The sequence below is a fragment of the Comamonas sp. BIGb0124 genome, assembly GCF_003752175.1.
GTDB lineage: Bacteria > Pseudomonadota > Gammaproteobacteria > Burkholderiales > Burkholderiaceae_C > Comamonas_F.
Genome location: NZ_RJVF01000014.1, coordinates 316,585 through 339,058, shown reverse-complemented (window position 1 = coordinate 339,058; position 22,474 = coordinate 316,585). Strand labels below are relative to the sequence as shown.

The window sequence follows — 22,474 nt, the reverse complement described above, 5'->3', positions numbered from 1 at the left end:
AAGATCCAGGCCCAGGCCCGGCACGCATGCAGCCAGTCTAGAAATGCCGGGTGCGCCCCGCTAGCCGCAAAACGCCGCCGCCGCCGGCACCTCTGTCCGCTTCGTGCAGCAGACCGGCATCGGTTCAGGCGAACGGCATGCGGTCCGTCCGCTGCATCGTGGCTGCAGGCGGCTCAGACGCCCAGGTAGCTGGTCCACAGGCTGCGGTCGGCATCGAGCTCTGCCGAACTGCCCTGCCACACCACCCTGCCCCGCTCCAGGATGACATGGCGATCCGCCAGGCCCACGAGCCGGTGCACATACTTGTCGACCACCAGGATGGTCTGTCCGGCGGCACGCAGCGTGGCCAGGCAGCGCCAGATTTCTTCGCGGATGACGGGCGCCAGGCCCTCGGTGGCCTCGTCGAGAATCAGCAGACGCGGGTTGGTCGACAGCGCCCGGCCGATGGCCAGCATCTGCTGCTCGCCGCCCGACAGTTGGTTCCCCATGTTGCGCGCCCGTTCCTTCAGGCGCGGAAACACGCCGTAGATGCGCTCCAGCGTCCAACTGTCGCGCTGGTCATTGCGCTGATCGGCAAAGGCCACCAGATGCTCTTGCACCGTGAGGTTGGGAAAACACTGCCGGCCCTCGGGCACGATGGCCACGCCCAGGCGGGCGATGGCATCGGGCCGCAAACGGGCCAGCGACTGGCCGCCGAAGCGGATCTCGCCGCCCCGCAGGCCCAGCGCGCCGATCACGGTCTTGATGGTGGTGCTCTTGCCCATGCCGTTGCGGCCGAGCAAGGTCAGGACCTCGCCGGCGTGAATGTCGAGATCGATGCCGAACAGCACCTGGCTGGCGCCGTAGCCGGCCTCCAGGCCACGGCACGACAGCAGAGGCTCCTGTCTTTTGCTGAGGGTCATGCGGCCTCCATGGCATCGGCCTCGCTGCCCAGGTAGACCTCCTGCACACGCGCATCGGCCTTGATCTCGGCCGCCGCGCCCGAGGTGAGCACGCGGCCATAGACCAGCACCGAGATGCGGTCGGCAAGCTGGAACACCGCGTCCATGTCGTGTTCGATCAGCAGGATGGCCATGTCCTCGCGCAACTGGCGGACGAGCGTGACCATCTCGGCCGATTCGACCGGCCCCATGCCGGCCATGGGCTCGTCGAGCAGCAGCAGCTTGGGCCGCGCCGCGATCGCCAGCGCGACATCGAGCTTGCGCTGCGCGCCATGCGGCAACGTGCCGGCGGGCCGCGCCCATTCGGTCAGCAAGCCCACCCGTTGCGCCAGGGCCTGCGCCTGCGACCGCAGATCGGCTTCGCCGTCACGGCGGGCGAGGAAACGAAAACTCGATCCCGCATGGGCCTGCACGGCCAGCAGCAGGTTGTCTCCCACCGTCTGGTCGCGGAACACGCTGGTGACCTGGAAACAGCGCGAGAGCCCGGCCCGCACACGCTGATGCGGCGCCAGGTGGGTGATGTCGGCGCCGTCGAGCACCAGCGAACCCTCGTCGGCCGCCAGCAGGCCCGACACCAGATTGACCAGCGTCGACTTGCCCGCACCGTTGGGTCCGATCAGCGCATGGATCTGCCCCGGCGCCACCTCGAAGCTCACGTGGTCGGTGGCCAGCAGCGCACCGAAGCGCTTGACCATGCCCTTGGCGACAAACAGGCTCATGCGGCCCTCCTGCGTGCGCGCCCGGCGGCCAGGCCCCGGGGCGCAAAAAACACCACGGCGATGAGCAGCAGACCCATCGGCGCATGCCAGTACTCGGTGTATTGCCGCAGCACTTCCTCGATCACCATCCACACCGCCACGCCCAGGGGCGCACCCCAGCGGTGGCCGATGCCGCCCACCACCACCATGACGATCAGCGTGGCCGACTGCGTCCAGTGCATCAGGGTGGGGCTGACGAAGGCGTTCTGCGTCGCCATCAGCGCACCCGACAGCCCGGCGATGCCGCCGGCGACCGCGTAGGCGCAGAGCTTGAGCGCATAGACCGGGTAGCCCATGGCCTGCATGCGGGTCTCGTTGTCGCGGATGCCTTCGAGTGCCCGGCCGAAACGCGAGGCGTCGACCCGCCACTGCAGCACGAACACCGCGGCCACCAGCGCCAGCACGGCCCAATAGAGGGGGTTGCCGCCGGCCGGCCAGGAGGCCGCCCCGCTGCCCAGCACCAGCGGGCTGTAGAGCGTGTAGCCGTCGTCGCCACCGTAGCGGCGCACCGAGACCGCCAGGTAGTACAGCATCTGCGCGAAGGCCAGCGTGATCATGATGAAGTACACGCCGCGCGTGCGCAATGCGACTGCGCCCACCGCTGCCGCCACAACCGTGGCCACGACCACCGCCAGCAGCCAGATCAGCCAGGCCGAGCCCAGCCCGGCTTCGGAGGCGGCGACGACGACGTAGGCCCCCACGCCCACGAAGCCTGCATGGCCCAGGGCCACCATGCCCGCGCGGCCGATGAGGAAGTTCAGGCTCATGGCCGCCAGCACCACGATGAGGATGCGGCGCACAAAACCGATGTAGTAATCCATGCCCAGCAGCGGCGCGATCAGCGGCACGGCGGCCAGCGCCAGCAGCACGAGGGCTGCCGCCGCCAGCGGCAGAGCGGGCGCGGCCCTGGAGGAATCTCGCGTGAAATCGTTCATGCGCGTGCCGGGAACAGCCCGGAAGGTTTGAGCACAAGCACCACGGCCATCAGCACATACATGCCGATGCTTGCCACGGCGGGACCGATGTCGGCCGCCAGCGAGGGCGACAGCACCTCGCGCAGCAGGGGCGGCAGGAAAGCGCGGCCGGCGGTATCCACCATGCCCACCAGCATGGCCGCCACGAATGCGCCGCGGATGGAGCCGATGCCGCCGATCACGATGACCACCAGCGCCGGAATCAGGATAGCTTCTCCCATGCCGACCTCGACCGAAGCGATGGGGCCCATGAGCGCACCGGCCAGTGCGGCCAGCGCCGCACCCAGGCCGAAGACGAGCGTGAACACACGCGACACCCGCACGCCCATGAACTCGGCCATGGCGCGGTTGGATGCCCCGGCACGCACCAGCATGCCCAGCCGGCTGTGGTTGACCAGCACGTACAGCCCGGCCGCCACGCCCAGGCCCACCGCCAGGATCAGCAGGCGATAGGCCGGGTAAGGCAGGCCCTCGAACAGCTCGATCGGACCGGCCAGCGCGGCGGGGGTCGGCGCCATGATGGGCGACGGGCCCCAGATCGCCTTGACGGCATCGTCGGCGATCAGGATCACGCCGAAGGTCGCCAGCACCTGCGAGAGGTGGTCACGCCCATAGAGCCGGCGCACCAGCAAGGCCTCGAGCAGCAGCGCCACCAGCACCGTCACCGCGATGGCCACCAGCACCGCGCCGACGAACGAGCCGGACTGCGTGTGGACCGTCGCCGCCACGTAGCCGCCCGCCATGAAAAGCGAGCCATGTGCCAGGTTGAGCGTGTCCATGATGCCGAAGACCAGCGTGAGGCCGGCCGCCAGCAGGAACAGCATTAGGCCGTAGCCCAGCCCGTTGAAGAGCTGCTCGATGAAAAAAACCGCATCCATCGTGTCGTTTCTGCCGCCGCGTTACTTCATGGCGCACTGGCTGGCGTAGGCGTCCTGGTGGGCGCTCAGGATCTTGCCGGGCTGCAGCCGGTTGGTGATCTTGCCGGCCGCGTCCTTGCCGATCTCGCGCAGGTAGTAGTCCTGGATGCCGAACTGGTTGTTGCCGTACTTGAAGGTGCCGCGCACCGACTGGAAATCGGCCTTGGCCAGGGCCTGGCGCAGCGCTTCGCGGTCGCTCACCTTGCCGCCCAGCTGACGCACTGCGGCATCCATCGACATCACGGCGTCGTAGGCGAACGCGGCGTAGAGCGAGGGGTAACGGCCGCCGTAGGCCTGGCGGAAGGCATCGACGAACTTGCGGTTGGCCGCGTTGTCGAGATCGTGTGCCCAGGACGAGGCGTTGAACAGGCCCACCATGGGTTCGCCTATGGCGGGAATGATGTCTTCGTCGGCCGTGAACGGCGAGGAAATCAGCACGATGTCCTTGGCCAGGCCTGCGGCCATGAACTGCTTGATGAAGTTGATGCCCATGCCGCCCGGCTCGAAAATGTAGACGGCTTCGGGTTTGGCCGCGCGCAGTTGCGCCAGTTCCGCCGCGAAGTCGAGCTGCCCCACGCGGGTGTAGATCTCGTCGGCCACGGGTTGCTTGTACAGACGCTTGAAGCCGTTGAGCGCATCCTTGCCCGCCGGGTAGTTGGGGGCCATGATGACCACCTTCTTGTAGCCCTTGTTGGCGGCGTACTGTCCGGCGGCTTCGTGCATGCTGTCGTTCTGGTAGCTGATGCCGAAGAAATAGGGATTGCACTGCGCGCCGGCGAACTGGCTGGGGCCGGCGTTGGGCGTCAGGTAGGGAATCTTGGCGCCGAACAGCGTGGGGCCGACGGCCAGTGCCACGTTCGAAGCCACCGGACCGGTGAACAGGTCGATCTTGTCGCGCTGCACCAGGCGATCGACCAGTTGGCGCGCCTGCTCGGGGTTGCCGGCCATGTCGGCCTGGATGAACTCGGCCGGGTAGCCGCCGAGCTTGCCGTCGAGCAGCTTGACCGCGAGGTTGATGCCGTCACGCACTTCCGCGCCCGGGGCGGCGAAAGGGCCGGAAATGTCGAGGGCCACGCCCACCTTGATCGGATCGGCCGCCCAGGCCGTGGACAGCCCACCCAGGGCCGTGAAAAGCGCAGCACCGACGGCGCATCGGGCAAAACGGAAAGACATGGTCATGCTCCTGAGCAAACAAGGATCGATCGATGGGAAGAAGACAAAAACATCCTGGGCAACGCTTGCAATAAGCGTACCGGCGGGCCGAGGATACACGCGCCGGAGCCGCGCCTAGGCGGCGGCGCCGGCAGGGATAACGCCAACTTCGACGCGGCCGGCGACGACTCGCACCGGAAAGCTGCGCACGGGCTCGGTCACGGGGGCCTTGCACGGCGCGCCGGTGCGCAGATCGAAAGTGCCCTGGTGCAGCGGGCACTCCACGCAGCCGTCCTCGACATAGCCATCGGAGAGCCGCGCCGCGCCATGGCTGCAGAGGTCGTAGAGAGCGAACAATTCCTCGCCCTGACGGAACACCGCGACCGGCAGGCCGGCGGCAGCCACCGGCCAGGCCGCACCGTCGGGAAAGTCGTCCGGCTCGCCCACGTCGTGCCAGGCCACGGCGGATTCGATGATGGGATCCATGCTGAGCACTCCCGTTTCAGATCGGCGTGGCCAGCAGGGTCTGCACACGCGAGGTGTCGTAGACCACGCGCTTGGAGCGGTAGCGCCATTCGCCCTCCACCCTCACCAGCTCGTCCTCGTAGCAGCCGGCCTGGTAGACGCTGGACTCGCCCGCCTGCCCCGTGATCACCACGACGTAGTTCGAGCGCGTGCGCACGGTGCCGCCCTCCACCCCCTCGACCACCAGGCCCGAGACCATGTGGCGGTAGGTATGGCCCTCGAAGATATTGGCGTTGCGCAGCGAGACCACGCGGTCGCGCAGCATGCCGCGGTTGCGGCAGTAGATGATGGGCGCCGGCAGCCCTGCATCGACGTTCTCCTTGGGGATGATCTCGTAGCGGCAGTCTTCGGTGAAGAACTCGGCCCAGGCTTCGAGCCTGTCGTTGTCCAGCGCACTCACATAGCGGTGCTGGAGTTCGCTCAGCTCCAGCCACAGCAGCAATCGCTCGTCCATGGTTCAGTACCCCATCAGTTTCTGATAACCCACCCAGAAGCGGCGGATCAGGTTTTCGGTGATGACCGTGTCGGTCTGCTGCGGCGCGCTGCGCGCCATGGCGATGTAGGAGTGCTTGTCGCCATCGCGCGCCGTGCCGCGCTGCACCAGCTCGGTCGCCTCGGTGTCTTCCATCGAGATGTAGCCGGCGGGCCCTACCAGGTTGGCCTGCAGCAGGCGCAGTTCGCGCAGCTCGGGCGTGTCGTCCTCGTAACCGAAGAAATGGAAGACCAGCTCGAAATTCGACGGTCCCTTGGGCAGCAACTGGCGCGCCACCAGCGTGTTGTGGATCTGCTGCACCACCAGTTGCGGGAAGATCGGCTGGATCTGGTTGGTGGTCATCTCCTCGTACTCCTGGATCTGGCCCAGCAGTTCCGGGTCCTCGAGCGCGAAGCCGTCGTCCATCGACCGGATGTTCTGCGCCGAATAGGCGGCAGCGGTATCGGCGTTGTCTTCGGGTTTGGTGACGGTGATGATGCTGTGCAGGCCGTGCGTGGCATCCGGAATGGAGCGGGCCTTCATGCCCACCCGGAAGATGTTGAACGTGGTGTGGAACAGGTGCAGCAGGCTGGCGTGATAGGGATCCTTCACGTTCTCGAAATACAGCTTCCAGTTGGACTTGGAGTACTGGCGCGTGCAACCCAGGTAGACGATGGGTTTGTGGAAGATGCGGTCGATCCACGGGCGCATTTCGGCGCCCAGGTAGTCGGGCAGCGGCGGCGTATCGTCGCGGAAGGTGGCGAACAGCAGCCCCTTGTAGCTGTCGACCCGCAGCTTCTGCAGGCTGTGTTCCTCGGGCTTGAAATCCGGCGGCATGCCGACCATGCCTTTCTGCCCCCGCCTGAAAGGCACCCCCTGCAGATCGCCGTTCGCCGCGAAACTCCACTGGTGGTAGACGCACGTGTGCGAAGCGGCGTTGCCGCGTTTTTCCCGGCACACCACGGCACCGCGGTGAGCGCAACGGTTGACCCAGCAGGCCAGACCGTCGGCCGTGCGGGTCACGACCACCGGCGTGTCGCCGACGAAGGTGCTCTTGAAATCGCCGACCTTCGGGATCTCGGCCTCCAGGCCCAGGAAACTCCAGACAGGTCCGCGAAAGATGCGTTCCTGCTCGCGCTCGTAGACCTCCTGCGAACTGAAGACGCGGTACGGGACCTCGGAACCATCGGGCTGCGGGAACGACAGGGCACGGCCGACAGGCGGCGGGGCGCTGATGACAGACTCGGACATGAGAGGGGCTCCTGTAGGGTGCCTGTGTGGCGGTATGCACTCAGTCTAGGAAACACATCCGCTGGCCGCTATCCGCAAAAAGAAGCGTGGCGACGCTGCGATGTCCGCTTTTGGAAGTCGTGGTGCCGGGGCATGTACATGCGAACGAAGCCGGGCCGACGTCCGGCATCGAATCGAAGCGACAGAGGTCGGCCGGCGAGCGATTCAGGCTGCGCGCAGGGCCGTCTGGCTGGGCAGTTCGCCGAAACGTTCGCGGTAGTAAGCCGAGAAACGTCCCAGATGCCCGAAGCCGTAGGTCAAGGCGGCTTCGGTGACGGCGGCGCCCGGTTCGCGCATGAGCCGCGCACGCACGGCATCCAGGCGCAGGGCGCGCAGCAGATCCATGGGCGACACGCCACGGTGCTTCTGGCACAGCGTATGCAGCGTGCGCACGCTCACGCCCGCCACACGGGCCAGATCGGCCAGCGCGATCGGTGCGGCCAGGCGCGCGCGCATGTAGTCCTCCATGGCCTCCAGCCGGCGCTCGTCGGTGCCGGCATGCGCTGCGTCCGCCTGGCGCGCAGCGATCATGTCGTACCTGTCGGTCATGTCATGCATGTCCCGTCCGGCAGGTGCATGCTGGGCCAGCATGAAACCCGCCACGCCGCGCTCGAAGGCATCGACCCAGGCCGTGCGCGTCGCCTCGTCGCCGGGCAGCGCCGTGGCATGCAGCAGGGACTGCATGAGCGCCAGCCACTGCGGCTCGGCATGCGTGGGCAACAAGGCCGTGGCAGGCAGCCGCGACACGGCATCGGGCGTGCCCGTGCACTCGCGCAGCAGGCTGCCCGGCACTTTCAGGATGAGCTGCTCGGAGCCCTGCTGCCAGCGCATCCGCAGGTTGCGGCGCGGCGCGATCACGGCCGATCGGCCGCGATGCAGCACGGTGCGGCAGCCATCGGCCTCGATCTCGGCCACGCCCTGGAGCGTCAGGTGCATCAGCGCAAAATCGTCGAAGGGTTTGGGCCGGATCTCGATTTCCGCACCATAGCGCAGCATGACCACGCTCAGCCGGCTGGCGCGCGCCCGATACATCACCGTATCGACCGAGCCGCCCTTCCAGTCGAGGTTGTGATCGGAGAACTCCCGGGCCACCCGTTCGTGCGAATCCATCGGTTCACGCGAGCGGAACAGGCAATGCCGATAGAGCGGCGCGAGATCGAGCGGCGCACTGGAAAGGTTCGTCATGGGCGAAAACCTGCATCGTGGGTCTGGCGACGGCCTGGTTTGCCCCTTGGCAGGGCAACCGGCCTCTTTTGTCGGGGCGGAGCACGATGCTGTCGTGCAAGTTCCATACCATCGCGTCCGCCGACCCGCGCGGCCCGCCGCAGGGGCGCACAGACGCACTTAAGAATCTTCTAAGGGCTGCGGGCCACAGTGACGTCCATCGACATCCCCCTCTTCCGCTTGCCGGGTGTCGTCCTCATCCACCAGGAGCATCCACCATGTCCGAGCAGCACGATACCCCGTCCACCCCCCGTGCCAAGACGGCCGCGCCCCCCAATCTCGCCTCGCGCCTGATCCTCGCCCTGGCCGCCGCCGGTGTCATCGGCGTGGCCGGCGTCGCCACCGTCCGCAGCGAGCATGCCCAGGCAGCCGAACCCGTGGCGACCGCCGCCTCCGGCAGCCCATCGCCGGTGATCGGCACCGCGCAGTTGCCCGACTTCTCGCGCATCACCGAGCTCTACGGCCCCGCCGTGGTCAACATCAGCGTGACCGGAACCACCAAGGTCAGCGACGATGGCGACGACGATCAGGCCGCACAGTTCTCCAGCCCCTTTGTCGGACCCGATGGCCAGGACCCCTTTGCCGAACTGTTCAAGCGTTTCCAGCAAGGCCAGGGCCAGGGCGGCGGTCGCCACAAGGCGCAGGAAGTCCCGATGCGCGCGCAGGGCTCCGGCTTCATCATCAACGACGACGGCATCATCCTCACCAACGCACACGTGGTGGCCGGCGCCAAGGAAGTGACGGTCAAGCTCACCGATCGCCGTGAATTCCAGGCCAAGGTGCTGGGTGCCGACACCCGCACCGACGTGGCAGTGCTCAAGATCAACGCCAGCCACCTGCCCACCGTCAAGCTCGGCAATCTGCGCGACCTCAAGGTCGGCGAATGGGTCTTGGCCATCGGCTCGCCTTACGGCCTTGAAAACACCGTGACCGCCGGCGTGGTCAGTGCCAAGGGCCGCAGCCTGCCCGACGACAGCACCGTGCCGTTCATCCAGACCGATGTGGCCGTCAACCCCGGCAACTCGGGTGGCCCGCTGTTCAACTCGCGCGGCGAAGTCGTCGGCATCAACTCGCAGATCTACAGCCGCACCGGCGGCTACCAGGGCCTGTCGTTTGCCATTCCCATCGACCTCGCCATGCGCATCGAGGAACAGCTCGCCGCGCACGGCAAGGTCGAGCATGCCAAGCTGGGTGTGGCCATCCAGGACGTCAACCAGAGCCTGGCCGATTCGTTCGGTCTGCCGCGGCCGGCCGGTGCGCTGGTGAGCGCAGTGGAAAAAGGCAGCGCCGCCAGCCAGGCCGGCCTGAAACCGGGCGATGTCATCCTCAAGGCCAACGACGAGACCATCAACACCTCGGGCGATCTGCCGGCGCTGGTGGGACTGGCGCAACCCGGCGAGGAACTGCGTCTGAACATCTGGCGCGCCGGGCAGTCGCAGGAGGTGGTGGCCAAGCTCGCCAACATCAACGAGAAATCGGGTGTCAGCGCCCGCAACGACGGCAGCGACCAGAACGGCAAGCTCGGACTGGCCCTCAGGCCGCTGCAGCCCGCCGAACAGCGGGCCTCGGGCGTCGAGCACGGCCTGCTGATCGAGGACAGCACCGGGGCCGCCGAACGGGCGGGGGTGGAGTCGGGCGATGTGCTGCTGGCCGTCAACGGCACCCCGGTCGACAGCGTGGCGCAGGTGCGCGCCGCCGTGGCCAAGGCCGACAAATCGATTGCCTTGCTGATCCAGCGCGGCGACGCCCAGATCTTCGTGCCCGTGCGCCTGGGTTGACCCCCGCGGGGCACCGCCGCTCGGGTGCCTCGCCGACGTCGTCCGCACGACGTCTTGCCGCCGCCCCTCGCACGCGAGGGGCTTTTTGCGTCAGGCGCCGGTCTGGTCCGTCGTGGCCGGCGGCTCAGTCCGCCAGTTGACCGGCGACCAGCCGCAGCGTCCGGTCGCAGCGTGCGGCCAGGGCTTCGTCGTGCGTGACCAGCACAAAAGCGGTATTGCGCTCGCGCGCCAGCGACAGCATCAGCTGGAAGACCTGATCGGCCGTGCCGCGGTCGAGATTGCCCGTGGGCTCGTCGGCCAGGACGCAGGCCGGTTGCGCCACCAGCGCACGGGCGATCGCCACACGCTGACGCTCGCCGCCCGACAGCTCCGAGGGCCGGTGCTCGAGCCGGCCCGCAAGGCCCACGGACGTCAGCATGGCTTCGGCCTGCACGCGGGCCTCGCCGCGCGACATGCGCCGCACCCACAGCGGCATCGCCACGTTGTCGACGGCGCTGAACTCGGGCAGCAGGTGGTGGAACTGGTAGATGAAGCCGAGGTGGCGGTTGCGCCAGACGCCTTGCTGCGTCGCGCTCAACCGCGTGAAGTCCTGGCCCTGCAGGCTGACCGTGCCCTGCGAAGGCGCATCCAGACCGCCCAGCAGGTGCAGCAAGGTGCTCTTGCCGGAGCCCGAGGCCCCCACGATGGCCAGCGTCCGGCCGGCATGCACGTCGATGTCCACGTCCTTGAGGACCTGCACGGCCAGACGACCGTCGGTGTAGCGTTTGCTCAGGCCGCGCGCCTGCAGCACCGCGGCGAGCGTTTTCGGGGTCGGTGCGGTGTCATTCATAACGCAGCGCCTCCGCCGGATTGACTCGGCTGGCACGCCAGCTCGGATACAGCGTGGCCAGGAAAGCCAGCACCAAGGAAATCACCGCGATCGGCCAGATGTCGGCCGACTGCGGATCGCTGGGCATGCGGCTGATCAGGTACACGTCGCGCGGCAGGAAAGTGGTGTGCAGCGTGCGCTCGATGAACGGCACGATCACATCGATATTGAAAGCGATCAGCAGTCCCAGGCCCAGGCCGGCCAGCGTGCCGATCACGCCCACCATCGCACCCTGCACCACGAACACCCCCATGATGCTGCGCGGGCTGGCCCCCAGGGTGCGCAGGATGGCGATGTCGCTGCGCTTGTCCGTCACTGTCATGACCAGCGTCGACACCAGGTTGAAAGCCGCCACGGCCACGATCAGCGTCAGGATGATGAACATCATGCGTTTCTCGAGCTGCACGGCGGCAAACCAGGTCTTGTTCTGCTGCGTCCAGTCGCGGATGTACAGATCGCCCGTCAGGCTGCGCGCCAGTTGCTGCGTGACGGCGGGGGCCTCGTGCAGGTCCTTGAGCTTGAGCCGCACGCCCGTCGGCCCCTCGAGCCGGAAGATGCGCTGCGCATCCTCGATGTTGATCATGGCCAGCGTGGAGTCGTATTCGTAGTGGCCGGAGTTGAAAAGTCCCACCACCGTCATCTGCTTGAGGCGGGGCACCACGCCCGCCGGCGTGACCTGGCCGCTGGGCGAGACCAGCGTCACCGTGTCGCCCTCGACCACCCCCAATTGAGCCGCCAGATCGGCGCCCAGAACGATGCCGAACCGACCCGATACCAGACGATCCAGCACATGCTGGGCGGCGGCGGTCCCGAGGTCGATCACTTCGTTCTCCCGCGCCGGGTCGATGCCGCGGATGATGGCACCCTTCATGTCCTCGCCGCGGGCCACCAGCCCCTGGCTGGCCACGAAGGGGGCGGCGCCGATGACCTGCGGATTCTGCCTTGCCTCGGCAATCGTGCGGTTCACATCGGGCACGGCCGCACCTTGCGGCGCAAAGATCTCGATGTGCGAGACCACGCTGAGCATGCGGTCGCGCACCTCTTTCTGGAACCCGTTCATCACGCTCAGCACGATGATGAGGGCAGCAACGCCGAGCGCGATGCCCAGCATGGACACGCCCGAGATGAAAGAGATGAAGCCGTTGCGACGGCTGGCACGGCCGGCGCGGGTGTAGCGCCAGCCCAATCGAAGTTCGTAAGGTATTTCCACGCGGCAGATTGTGGCATGGCGGCAGGGCCGGCAAGGCAGCGGTTCGCCCCGCCGGGCGTAGGACACCGCCGGCCCCCCCGCAACAGCGCAGCGCCCGGGCCGCCGCAACACGCGCGAACGCGTATCCGCACGGCCCCTTGCCCCCGATCACCGACAATCGCACCATGCATGTCCTGATCCCCTACGCCAGCAGCGCCGCCGAAGCCCCCCAGGCGCTGTGGCCCACGCTGGCCCTGCCCAACCTGGCCCGCACGCTCGACCGCATGGCCTTCCAGCCGGGTACCGACCGCACTGCGCCGGACGAGCGCTCGCTGAGCACGCCGGCCGAACGCCATCTGGCCACGCTGCTGGGCCTGCCTGCGACCGACGGCCACATCCCCTGGGCGGCCTGGCAGCGCCTGCGCGAAGGCTTGCCGGCTGCACCGGACCAGCCCTGGGCTCGCCTCACGCTCTGCCACTGGCAGGTCACCACCCAGCAGGTGCGACTGCTGCCCCCCCAGGACCTGGCGGTGACACCCGGAGAATCCGAGGAGTTGCGCGTCACGCTGGGCGACTTTTTCCGTGACGACGGCCTGGCGCTCGAAGCCACCGGCCGGCCTGGCGAGTGGCTGGCGACGGGCGAGCTGCTGCGCGCACTGCCCTGCGCCTCGCTCGACCGCCTGCTCGAACCCGGCGTCGACGCCGCCCTGCTGGGCAACTCGCCCGACCCGGCCGCCCGGACCCTGCGCCGGCTGCAGAACGAAACGCAGATGCTGCTCTACACCCACCCGATCAACGACAGGCGGGCCGAACAGCGGCGGCCCCCGATCAATGCCTTCGTGCTGACCGGCGCGGGTGCGTGGCCCGCTCAAGCCGCTCAGGCGCCGACACCCGGCGCCCCGGCCCTGCCCCTGCACCACTGGAACGGCCAGGATGCATGCCCCGTCGCGCTCGACACGCCCGGCGTGCTGCAGATCGACAGCCTGCGCGAACACGCCCTGCACGAAGACTGGCATGGCTGGGCCCAGGCTTGGCAGCAACTCGATGCCCTGCTGGAACGCCCCGAGTGGCAAGCAGCCAGCCGCCGCAGCGACTTCACCCTGACCCTCGGCGGCAGCGCCCGCAGCCAGACCTGGCAGGGCCAGGCCGGCTCGGGCTGGCAGAGCCTGCTGCAGAAATTCAAGGCCAGGCGCGGCTATTCGGCCAGCCTCGCCGAGGTGCGCGCCTTATGAAAATCATCCAACGCGACGTGCCGCCACGCGCCGCCTGGGCGCTCGAACAAGCCGGCGTCCACCCGCTGCTCGCCCGCCTCTATGCCGCCCGAGGCGTCGAGGTGCCGGACGAACTCGACGACGACCTGTCGCGCCTGCTTCCTCCGGGCACCCTGCACGGCGCTCAAGAGGCAGGCCGGCTGCTGGCCGACCTCATCGCTGCCGATGCCCGCATCACGGTGGTGGCCGACTACGACTGCGACGGCGCCACGGCCTGCGCCGTCGCCGTGCGCGGCCTTCGACTGCTCGGCGCGCGCCATGTGCGTTTCCTGGTGCCCGACCGTGTCACCGACGGCTACGGCCTCACACCGCCGATCTCCGAGCGCGTGCACGCCATGGGCACCGACCTGCTGCTGACGGTCGACAACGGCATCGCCAGTCTCGACGGCGTGGCCCGTGCCCGCGAACTGGGCTTGCGGGTGCTGGTCACCGACCACCATCTGCCCGCATTGGCCGACGGCCGCATCGTGCTGCCCGAGCCCGACGTCCTGGTCAATCCCAACCAGCCGGCGTGCGCCTTCGCCAGCAAACACATCGCCGGCGTGGGCGTGATCTTTTACGTGCTGCTGGCCCTGCGTGCCGAGCTGCGTGCGCGTGGCGCCTTCGAATCGCGCCCTCAGCCCAAGCTCGACAGTCTGCTGCCGCTGGTCGCGCTCGGCACCGTCGCCGACGTCGTCCGGCTCGACGCCAACAACCGGCGCCTGGTCGCCCAGGGCCTGCGCCGCATCCGTGCCGGAGTCCTGCCGCCGGGACTGCAGGCCCTGTTCGCCGTCGCCGGCCGCAAGCCGCCTGCGGCAACCACTTTCGACTTCGGTTTTGCCCTGGGTCCACGCATCAACGCCGCGGGCCGGCTGGCCGACATGACCGTCGGCATCGAGTGCCTGCTCACCGAGGACAGCGCCCGCGCCGAAGCCCTCGCGCAGCAGCTCGACGCCATCAACCGCGAGCGCCGCGACATCGAGGGCGGCATGCGCGAGCAGGCGCTGCGTGCCGCCGAGACCCTGTTCGACGGCAGCATCGAGCCGCCCGCGGCCATCACCCTCTTCCATCCGGATTTCCACGAAGGGGTGGTCGGCATCGTGGCTTCGCGCATCAAGGAAAAGATGCACCGCCCCACCTTTGTCTTTGCCGCCAGCCAGTCGCCCGGCCAGGAAAACGTGCTCAAGGGCTCGGGCCGCTCCATTCCCGGTTTTCACCTGCGCGATGCACTCGACCTCGTCACCAAGCGCCATCCCGGGCTGCTGCTGCGTTTCGGCGGACACGCCATGGCGGCAGGCTGCACCCTGCTGCGCGAGCATCTGCAGACGTTCGAGCAGGCCTTTGCCCAGGCCGCGCACGAGCTGCTCGATGCGGCCAGCCTGCAGCGCCGGCTGGAAACCGACGGTCCGCTGGCGCCCGAGTACCGCCGCATCGACATGGTCGATGTGCTGCACCGCGAGGTCTGGGGACAGGGCTTCGCGCCGCCCACCTTCTCCGAGGAAGTCGATGTGCTGTCGCAGCGGCTGATCGCCGACAAACATCTCGCCCTGCGGCTGCGCCATCAGGGCCAGCCGGTCGACGGCATCTGGTTCGGCCGCACCGACAGCCTGCCGGCTCGCGTGCGCCTCGCCTTCCGGCTCGAGGCCGACGAATGGCAGGGCGTGCGCAAGGTGCGTTTCCTGGTCGAGGGCGCGGAGCTCTGAACGGAGCCCGCCGCGCCCCGGCGTCAGTGCTCCAGGTTGTCGAGCGTGCTCGCGGGCAAGGCCCCCAGTCCGGGTGAATCCCGCCAGCGCCGCAGCGACTTCTGGAAAAACATGCTGTTGGGGATCTGCAGATAGGCCCCTGCGCTGTCCTCGCCGCCCATGTCCATGAGCGTGGTGTACAGCAGATGCACCGCAATCACCCGGCCCTTGAGTCCGGGCTTGTCGCCGCTTTCCAGCAGTTCCACCACATCGCCCACCCGGAACGGGGAACTGCTGAAGATCAGGAACGCACAGAACAGGTTGGACAGCACGCTCCAGGCGGCGAAGAAAGCGACCGCGGCCATCGCCGCGAAACCGGTGATCGCGGTCCACAGCACCGTCATCGACACGCCCACGCGCTCCATCACCATCAGACTCGCACCCACGATGATGAGCCAGCCCGAGAAGGTGCTCAGCGGCACCAGAAACTCCAGCGGCATCTGGTGGCGTGAACCCAGCCGCTGCACCAGGCGGCGCAGCATACGGCGCAAGCCCCACGCCCCGGCCACGATCAACAGGATCTGCAGGCCGACGCCGATGGCCTGCAGCCAGGGCAAGGCCCAGAGGGGCAAATAATCACGAATCAGCTCAACCACAGTCACTCCTGGCCATCCTGCTTCGGCCCTGCTCGGGGCCGTCGCGCGCACCCATGCGGCGCGACACCGGCCGGCACGGCACCGCGCAGCGCCGGCCAACCGGCCAAACCGTCAAATGTACCAAGGCCGCATGACCGTCAGGAGCCGGCCGCATCGACGGCGCCCCGCCGGCACACGACGGAGCCCCTGCGCGCCGTATAGTTCGGCATGGCAAAAGACAAGACCCACTACGTGTGCAGCGAATGCGGCGGAACCAGCCCCCGCTGGCTCGGCAAATGCCCCAGCTGCGGGGCCTGGAACACACTCATCGAAAGCGTCGCCGAAGGGGGCGGGACGGGCAAGAACCGCTTCTCCTCGCTGGCGGGCGCGCAGCCGGTCACCGCGCTGGCCGACATCGAGGCCCGCGACGTCGACCGCACCCCCACCGGCATCGACGAGCTCGACCGCGTGCTGGGCGGCGGCATCGTGGCCGGCGGCGTCATCCTCATCGGCGGCGATCCCGGCATCGGCAAGTCGACCCTGCTGCTGCAGGCGGTCGACGCCCTCCAGCGCGCCGGTACCCCGACGCTCTACGTCACCGGCGAAGAAAGCGGCGCCCAGGTGGCGATGCGTTCTCGGCGCCTGGGCATCGAAGGCTCGCAGGTCAAGGTCCAGGCCGAGATCCAGCTCGAGAAGATCCTGGCCACGCTCGATGCCGAACGGCCGGCGGTCGCCGTCATCGATTCCATCCAGACGATGTACTCCGACCAGCTCAGTTCCGCGCCCGGCTCGGTGGCCCAGGTCCGTGAATGCGCAGCCCAGCTCACGCGGGCCGCCAAATCCGGCGGTGCGGCCATCGTGCTGGTGGGCCATGTCACCAAGGAAGGCACGCTGGCCGGCCCCCGCGTGCTCGAACACATCGTCGACACGGTGCTCTACTTCGAGGGCGACACCCACAGCACCTACCGCCTGGTGCGCGCCATCAAGAACCGGTTTGGTGCCGTCAACGAGATCGGCGTCTTCGCCATGACGGAAAAAGGCCTCAAGGGCGTGAGCAACCCCAGCGCCATCTTCCTGTCCACCCACAGCGAGCCCGTGCCGGGCTCGTGCGTGCTGGTCACGCTCGAAGGCACGCGTCCGCTGCTGGTCGAGATCCAGGCCCTGGTCGACAGCGGCGGCCCCAGTCCACGGCGCCTGTCGGTGGGCCTGGACCGCGACCGCCTGGCCATGCTGCTGGCCGTGTTGCACCGCCATGCAGGCGTCAACTGCTTCGACCAGGACGTGTTCGTCAACGCGGTGGGCGGCGTGCGCATCGGCGAGCCGGCGGCCGACCTGGCCGTCTTGCTCGCCATCCAGAGCAGCCTGCGGGGCAAGCCGCTGCCCAAGGGCTTCTTCGCCTTCGGCGAGGTCGGCCTGGCCGGCGAGATCCGCCCCGCCCCGAGGGGCCAGGAGCGCCTGCGCGAAGCGGCCAAACTGGGCTTCTCGGTGGCACTCGTGCCCAAGGCCAACGCCCCCAAGAAGCCGATCGACGGCCTGACCATCCACGCCGTCGAGCGCGTCGAGGAAGCCATGTCGCTGGTGCGCGGCCTGGATTGATCCGGCTCAAGGCCGGCGCCCCGCTTTGGCGCTACGCTATGTCTGTCGTCCACCCTCCGAGGAGTCTCATGCAATTGTCCCTACTCACCCGCTGCACCCTGGGCGCCCTGGCCGCCGTCTCGTGCACCGCCGCACTGGCCCAGACCGGCGCGGTTCCCGTTCCCCCGCGGCTGACGACCTACGTGGCCTTCGCGCCCATCGACGACGGCTCCTACAACGTCATCGTGCTCTCGCCCAAACAAGACCGCGCCATCCACAAGTCCCAGCCACTGGACTTCTGTGCCAAGGATGCGGGTTACGCCACCGTGCGCAACGTCGAAAAGCTGCCCTACCGCGACGAGATGGCCAGCGTGCTGGGCTGCTGGGAATCCACCGGCTCGGCCGATCCGATCGCCGCGGGCTCGACCGTCACCGTCAAGTTCCACAGCAGCGCCAACAACCAGGTCCGCCAATTCAGCCTGCCCGGCGACCAGTTCAAGCCCATGAGCTTCGACTGGCGCAGCGAAAAGCTCTTTGCGCCCAGCATCTCCACGCGCTGAAGCCCGCCGACGGGCCCGGTCCGGCGGCCAGGCCTGCCGGTGCTGCGACAATCGGGGCCATCATGCAACTATCACCCCGTCTCCAACGCATCCTGGTCCCGGTCGCTGCCGTGGTCATCCTGTTCGGCGCCTGGCGCGCATACGGACTGCCCGGCCTCGCGCTGGGCGCAGCCGGCATGCTGATGTTCGTGCTGCTGCACTTCACCCGCCTCATGCACATCCTGCGCAAGGCCTCCGAGCGGCCGATCGGCTACGTCGCCAGCGCCGTGATGCTCAATGCCAAGCTCAAGCCGCGCGCCAGTCTGGTCCATGTCATGGCCATGACCCGCAGCCTGGGCGAAGCCCGCTCGCCGGCCGACACCCAGCCCGAAATCTTCCGCTGGACCGACAACGGCGGCTCGTATGTCGACTGCGAGTTTCACCAGGGCAAACTGGCCAGTTGGTCACTCACACGGCCCGAACAACCCGTCGACACCGCCGACACGCCCCAGGCCGAAGGTCCCGCGACGTTCGAAGCCGCCGCCGAGGCCGGCCCGGCGGTCACGGCTCCGGCTGCCGCTCCTGCACCCACCACCCTGCCTGCGGCTCCATCCAGCGAACCACGCTGACCCCTGCCGCACCGCGTGGCCGAGTCTCCCCGGAGCAGCGCGGCCACGCCCCTCGCTGTCACGCGTACGTCACATCGCCATCCTAGGCTTGCCGGGTTTGACCATAACAACCCGAGGGTACGACGCGTGATGAAATCCAGATTTGCCGGCGCCTGTGGCGCTTCCGCCCTGCTGCTGGCCCTGTTGGCCGCCTGCGGTGGCGACAACGACAACCACGATGCCGGCAACGACCCGGTCACCCCGCCGCCCGTGGTGGTGACGCCCCCCGAAGCCACGCCCGCCAGAATCGGCCTGTCGCTGCTGGGCCGCTACACCAGCGCAGACAACGGATTCGCCGTCAGCGCCGCCGAGATTCCGGCCTTCGATGCCGCCAGCAAGCGCGGTTTCGTCGTCAATGCCCAGAAGGGCAAGGTCGACGTGCTCGACCTCAGCGATCCGGCTTCGCCGCGCTACATCGGCGAACTCGACGCCACGGCCGTCCTCGCCCAGTCCGAGGTCAACAGCGTCGCCGTGCGCGACGGCGTCGTCGCTCTGGCGGTGCAAGCCCCGGTCAAGACCGATCCCGGCCTGGTCGCCTTCTACCGCGCCGACAACCTGTCGCTGATCAGCAGCGTCGCCGTCGGTGCCCTGCCCGACATGCTGATCTTCACGCCCGACGGCAAGACCGTGCTCGTGGCCAACGAAGCCGAACCCAGCGACGACTACCAGATCGATCCCGAAGGCTCCATCGGCATCGTCGACGTCAGCGACCTGAGCAAGCCCACCGTCCGCTTTGCCGGCTTCCGCGCCTGGAACGGCAAGGAACAGGAACTGCGCCAGAAGGGCGTGCGCATCTACGGCCCCAACGCCAGCGCCGCCCAGGATCTGGAGCCCGAATACATCGCCGTCTCGGCCGACGGCACCACGGCCTGGGCCACGCTGCAGGAAAACAATGCCCTGGCCAAGATCGACATCGCCAGCGCCACGGTCACCGACCTGCTGCCCCTGGGCTACAAGGACCACGGCCTGCTCGAGAACGCACTCGACACCAACGACGAAGACGGCACGATCAACATCCGCAACTTCCCCGGCCTGCGCGGGCTCTACCTGCCCGACGCCATCAAGTCGTACACGGCCGCCGGCAACACCTACCTGGTGCTGGCCAACGAAGGCGACGCCCGCGCATGGGGCGAAGACAACGCCGCCTACTGGCAGGGCGATGCCAGCAAGGGCTTCGTCGAGGAATTCCGCGTCAAGCACCTGGTGCACACCTCGGGCTTCGCACGCCGCCAGGGCGACGACCTGCCGCCGCAGCTCGCCCAGCTCGCCGCCGGTGCCCTGCTCAACCCCGCCACCTTCGGCTGGTGCGGCGCCGCTGCCGGCAGCCCCGGCACCTGCCGCGACGACAACGTGCTCGGCCGCCTGAACATCACCTGGACGATGGGTTATCGCCAGAACGCCGACGGCACCCCCGTGAAGTTCAACAAGAGCGGCGTGCAGGACAACGCCGGCGACCGCCTCATGTACGACAACCTGTACAGCTACGGCGCCCGTTCGTTCTCGATCCGCGACGCCAACGGCAAGCTGGTGTTCGACTCGGCCGATCAGTTCGAGCGCATGCTCGCCAGCGACAGCTGCATGCTCGGCCCGCAACGCAACATCCCCTGCAAGGATTTCTTCAACAGCGGCCACGACGAAGGCAATGCCAAGGACAGCCGCAGCGATGCCAAGGGCCCCGAGCCCGAAGGCGTGGAGATCGGCACCATCGGGACCAAGACCTTCGCGTTCATCGGCCTCGAGCGCATGGGCGGCGTGATGGTCTACGACATCACCGACCCCAAGGCACCGGTGTTCCAGGACTATCTCAACACCCGCACCGACTGGACCACCGAGGACACCGAGAGCGTGGCCGCCACGGCCGGCGACCTGGGTCCGGAAGGGCTCGCCTTCGTACCCGCTGCACAGTCGCCCAACGGCAAGCCGATGCTGATCGTCGGCAACGAAGTCAGCGGCACGACCGTGATCTTCGGCATCGACCAGACCTTCTGATCCTCCGGGCCGACCCCGGGGCCGTGCGCCGTAGAATGGTCCGCAGTCAGACGCGGCCCGGTGTCCCTGGCACCGGGCCGCGCCTTTTTTTGCACCATCCCTTGCAACGATCGAAAAAGAAGGACTCGACATGACACCCGTGATTTCCGCGCTGGACGACCGCGACGGCAAAATCTGGTTCGACGGCCAATTGGTCGACTGGCGCGATGCCAAGATCCACGTGCTGACCCATACCCTGCACTACGGCGCGGGTGTCTTCGAGGGTGTGCGCGCCTACGACGGCCAGGACGGCACTGCCATCTTCCGTCTGCAGGACCATACCGAGCGGCTGCTCAACAGCGCCAAGATCCTGCGCATGAAAGTGCCCTACACCGCCGAGCAGATCAATCAGGCGCACCAGGACGTGCTGCGCGCCAATGGGCTGAAGAGCGCCTACATGCGCCCGCTGGTGTGGATCGGCTCCGAAAAGCTCGGTGTCTCGCCCAAGGGCAACACCGTGCACGCCATCGTCGCGGCCTGGCACTGGGGCGCCTATCTGGGCGAAGACGGCCTCAAGCGCGGCATCCGGGTCAAGACCTCGAGCTACAGCCGGCACCACGTCAACATCACCATGACCCAGGCCAAGGCGGTGAGCAACTACACCAACTCCATCCTGGCCAACATGGAAGCCACGGACGACGGCTACGACGAAGCGCTGCTGCTCGACTCCTCCGGTTTCGTGAGCGAAGGCTCGGGCGAGAACATCTTCATCGTCAAGAACGGCGTGATCTACACCCCCGATCTCTCGGCCGGCGCACTCAACGGCATCACCCGCAACACCATCCTTCACATCGCCCGCGACCTCGGCATCGAGGTGGTGCAGAAACGCATCACCCGCGACGAGGTCTACATCGCCGACGAAGCCTTCTTCACCGGCACCGCAGCCGAAGTCACGCCCATCCGGGAACTCGACCGCCTCGAGATCGGCAGCGGCTCGCGCGGCCCGATCACCGAAAAAGTGCAACAGGCTTTCTTCGACATCGTCAACGGCCGCAACCCGGCCTATGCCCATTGGCTGACCAAAATCTGAGCGCGGCCCACGGGCAAACACGGCCGTACCCGCCGCACGCTGCGACAATCACGGCCAGTCCAACCGACACCGACGACAGGAGACCCAGAACATGAGCGCCCCCACGACCGGCAACCCAGCCAACACGACTGCTGCCGGCACCCCCGCCCGCCGCCCCGCACCGGTCATCGAGCTGACCGCCAAGGAGGTGCACGACCATGGCGGCGTGTTCTGTCCCAACCCCAAGGCCGGCATGAAGATCTGGAACACGCATCCGCGCGTTTTCATCGAGATCGCGCATGCAGGCGAAGGCAAATGCCCCTATTGCGGCACCGTCTACCGCCTGAAGGCCGGCGAGGTGCTCAAGGGCCACTGAGCCCGGCCGGCTCGCCGCAAGCCGTCAGTGCTTGTGAGGGGTGCCGTGTCCACCGGCCGCGGCACCGTCTGCGCCGTGCGCAGGTGCGGCAGCGGCGCTGCCCATCGCCCGGATCGGCACCTCCAGCGCCACATCCTGCTGCTTGCCCTGCGCATCGACGATGCGCAGCGTCAGCGGCAAGCGGTCGCCCGCCTTGAGCGGCTGCTTGAGATCCATCAGCATCACGTGATAGCCGCCCGGCTTGAGCGCCACCGTCTGACCCGCAGGCAGCGGCAGGGCCTCGATGGCCCTCATGCGCATCACGTCGCCGTCCATGCGCATCTCGTGCACCTCGGCCACGCCGGCCACGGGCGTCGACACGCCCACCAGGCGGGCGTCGCCCGTCGCCTTCAGGTTCATGAAAACGCCACTGCTCTTCTGGCTGGCCACGGTGGCACGGGCCCAGGGCTGCTCGACGCTGACCTGCGCACAGGCTGCGGCAGCGCTCAGGCCCATGGCGGCGGCAAGGGCCGCAGCCCGGGCAAGACGGTCGAATCGTAAGGTCATGGGAATCCATCCGCAAAATCAGTCAACAGGCCGATGCCTGCCGCACACGGCACCGGGGCCGATCAACCGAACGTTCGC

22 protein-coding genes are annotated in these 22,474 nt (G+C 68.0%); 9 read left to right on the top strand and 13 right to left on the bottom strand.

Annotated elements, in window-relative coordinates; translation table 11 throughout:
• Window positions 1-173 precede the first annotated feature (173 nt).
• From EC845_RS19530 to EC845_RS19490, 9 genes are all read right to left on the bottom strand, one after another.
• Window positions 174-902: an ABC transporter ATP-binding protein gene (locus EC845_RS19530; protein WP_123299803.1), complete on the bottom strand. Its 729-nt coding sequence runs from the start codon at window positions 900-902 to the stop codon at window positions 174-176.
• Complete coding sequence (locus EC845_RS19525; protein WP_123299802.1) at window positions 899-1,660, bottom strand: ABC transporter ATP-binding protein; 762 nt, start codon at window positions 1,658-1,660, stop codon at window positions 899-901. The genes EC845_RS19530 and EC845_RS19525 overlap by 4 nt, the downstream gene beginning before the upstream one ends.
• On the bottom strand, window positions 1,657-2,634 hold the full coding sequence (locus EC845_RS19520; RefSeq protein ID WP_123299801.1) for a branched-chain amino acid ABC transporter permease: 978 nt from the start codon (window positions 2,632-2,634) through the stop codon (window positions 1,657-1,659). The genes EC845_RS19525 and EC845_RS19520 overlap by 4 nt, the downstream gene beginning before the upstream one ends.
• On the bottom strand, window positions 2,631-3,551 hold the full coding sequence (locus EC845_RS19515) for a branched-chain amino acid ABC transporter permease (protein ID WP_123299800.1): 921 nt from the start codon (window positions 3,549-3,551) through the stop codon (window positions 2,631-2,633). Before EC845_RS19515 ends, EC845_RS19520 begins: the two co-directional genes overlap by 4 nt.
• 21 nt (window positions 3,552-3,572) lie before the next feature.
• On the bottom strand, window positions 3,573-4,763 hold the full coding sequence (locus tag EC845_RS19510) for an ABC transporter substrate-binding protein (RefSeq protein WP_123299799.1): 1,191 nt from the start codon (window positions 4,761-4,763) through the stop codon (window positions 3,573-3,575).
• A 114-nt stretch (window positions 4,764-4,877) separates the two neighbouring features.
• Complete coding sequence (gene andAb, locus EC845_RS19505) at window positions 4,878-5,228, bottom strand: anthranilate 1,2-dioxygenase ferredoxin subunit AndAb (protein ID WP_123299858.1); 351 nt, start codon at window positions 5,226-5,228, stop codon at window positions 4,878-4,880.
• A gap of 16 nt (window positions 5,229-5,244) precedes the next feature.
• On the bottom strand, window positions 5,245-5,721 hold the full coding sequence (gene andAd / locus EC845_RS19500) for an anthranilate 1,2-dioxygenase small subunit AndAd (protein WP_123299798.1): 477 nt from the start codon (window positions 5,719-5,721) through the stop codon (window positions 5,245-5,247).
• Between the two features lie 3 nt (window positions 5,722-5,724).
• Window positions 5,725-6,990 (bottom strand): anthranilate 1,2-dioxygenase large subunit AndAc, encoded by a 1,266-nt coding sequence (gene andAc / locus EC845_RS19495; protein WP_123299797.1) that lies wholly within the window; start codon window positions 6,988-6,990, stop codon window positions 5,725-5,727.
• Between the two features lie 204 nt (window positions 6,991-7,194).
• Window positions 7,195-8,214: an AraC family transcriptional regulator gene (locus EC845_RS19490; RefSeq protein WP_123299796.1), complete on the bottom strand. Its 1,020-nt coding sequence runs from the start codon at window positions 8,212-8,214 to the stop codon at window positions 7,195-7,197.
• A gap of 257 nt (window positions 8,215-8,471) precedes the next feature.
• Between EC845_RS19490 and EC845_RS19485 the strand changes: the two genes are divergently transcribed.
• Window positions 8,472-10,031 (top strand): Do family serine endopeptidase, encoded by a 1,560-nt coding sequence (locus EC845_RS19485; RefSeq protein ID WP_123299795.1) that lies wholly within the window; start codon window positions 8,472-8,474, stop codon window positions 10,029-10,031.
• A gap of 124 nt (window positions 10,032-10,155) precedes the next feature.
• Here EC845_RS19485 and lolD read toward each other — a convergent pair whose 3' ends face one another.
• Both lolD and EC845_RS19475 read right to left on the bottom strand, forming a co-directional pair.
• The gene (gene lolD / locus EC845_RS19480; protein WP_123299794.1) at window positions 10,156-10,860 is read right to left on the bottom strand and encodes a lipoprotein-releasing ABC transporter ATP-binding protein LolD; all 705 of its coding nucleotides are present in this window, start codon (window positions 10,858-10,860) and stop codon (window positions 10,156-10,158) included.
• Window positions 10,853-12,109, bottom strand: a complete 1,257-nt coding sequence (locus EC845_RS19475; RefSeq protein WP_123299793.1) for a lipoprotein-releasing ABC transporter permease subunit — start codon at window positions 12,107-12,109, stop codon at window positions 10,853-10,855. The genes lolD and EC845_RS19475 overlap by 8 nt, the downstream gene beginning before the upstream one ends.
• A 164-nt stretch (window positions 12,110-12,273) precedes the next feature.
• Between EC845_RS19475 and EC845_RS19470 the strand changes: the two genes are divergently transcribed.
• Both EC845_RS19470 and recJ read left to right on the top strand, forming a co-directional pair.
• On the top strand, window positions 12,274-13,320 hold the full coding sequence (locus EC845_RS19470) for a hypothetical protein (protein ID WP_148077350.1): 1,047 nt from the start codon (window positions 12,274-12,276) through the stop codon (window positions 13,318-13,320).
• A complete protein-coding gene (gene recJ, locus EC845_RS19465) occupies window positions 13,317-15,041 on the top strand; it encodes a single-stranded-DNA-specific exonuclease RecJ (protein WP_123299791.1) in 1,725 nt (574 codons plus the stop codon). The genes EC845_RS19470 and recJ overlap by 4 nt, the downstream gene beginning before the upstream one ends.
• 23 nt (window positions 15,042-15,064) lie before the next feature.
• Here the strand turns inward: recJ and EC845_RS19460 are convergent, their stop codons facing one another.
• Window positions 15,065-15,676 (bottom strand): mechanosensitive ion channel family protein, encoded by a 612-nt coding sequence (locus EC845_RS19460; RefSeq protein WP_199739861.1) that lies wholly within the window; start codon window positions 15,674-15,676, stop codon window positions 15,065-15,067.
• A 207-nt stretch (window positions 15,677-15,883) separates the two neighbouring features.
• Between EC845_RS19460 and radA the strand changes: the two genes are divergently transcribed.
• From radA to EC845_RS19430, 6 genes are all read left to right on the top strand, one after another.
• Entirely contained in the window at window positions 15,884-17,251 is a 1,368-nt protein-coding gene (radA, locus tag EC845_RS19455) for a DNA repair protein RadA (protein ID WP_123299790.1), read from the top strand.
• Window positions 17,252-17,319: 68 nt separating this feature from the next.
• A complete protein-coding gene (locus EC845_RS19450; protein ID WP_123299789.1) occupies window positions 17,320-17,790 on the top strand; it encodes a hypothetical protein in 471 nt (156 codons plus the stop codon).
• A 62-nt stretch (window positions 17,791-17,852) separates the two neighbouring features.
• Window positions 17,853-18,398 (top strand): glycerate kinase, encoded by a 546-nt coding sequence (locus EC845_RS19445; protein WP_370451358.1) that lies wholly within the window; start codon window positions 17,853-17,855, stop codon window positions 18,396-18,398.
• Between the two features lie 129 nt (window positions 18,399-18,527).
• The gene (locus EC845_RS19440) at window positions 18,528-20,426 is read left to right on the top strand and encodes a choice-of-anchor I family protein (protein WP_123299788.1); all 1,899 of its coding nucleotides are present in this window, start codon (window positions 18,528-18,530) and stop codon (window positions 20,424-20,426) included.
• A gap of 130 nt (window positions 20,427-20,556) precedes the next feature.
• Complete coding sequence (locus EC845_RS19435) at window positions 20,557-21,495, top strand: branched-chain amino acid transaminase (protein ID WP_123299787.1); 939 nt, start codon at window positions 20,557-20,559, stop codon at window positions 21,493-21,495.
• A 166-nt stretch (window positions 21,496-21,661) separates the two neighbouring features.
• Window positions 21,662-21,850 (top strand): zinc-finger domain-containing protein, encoded by a 189-nt coding sequence (locus tag EC845_RS19430; protein ID WP_233598187.1) that lies wholly within the window; start codon window positions 21,662-21,664, stop codon window positions 21,848-21,850.
• 24 nt (window positions 21,851-21,874) lie between these two features.
• On the opposite strand, the gene EC845_RS19425 is transcribed toward EC845_RS19430, so the two are convergent.
• Window positions 21,875-22,396 carry a copper chaperone PCu(A)C gene (locus EC845_RS19425; protein WP_123299785.1) on the bottom strand — a complete coding sequence of 174 codons (522 nt, stop codon included), beginning with the start codon at window positions 22,394-22,396 and terminating at the stop codon, window positions 21,875-21,877.
• Window positions 22,397-22,474: the final 78 nt, after the last annotated feature.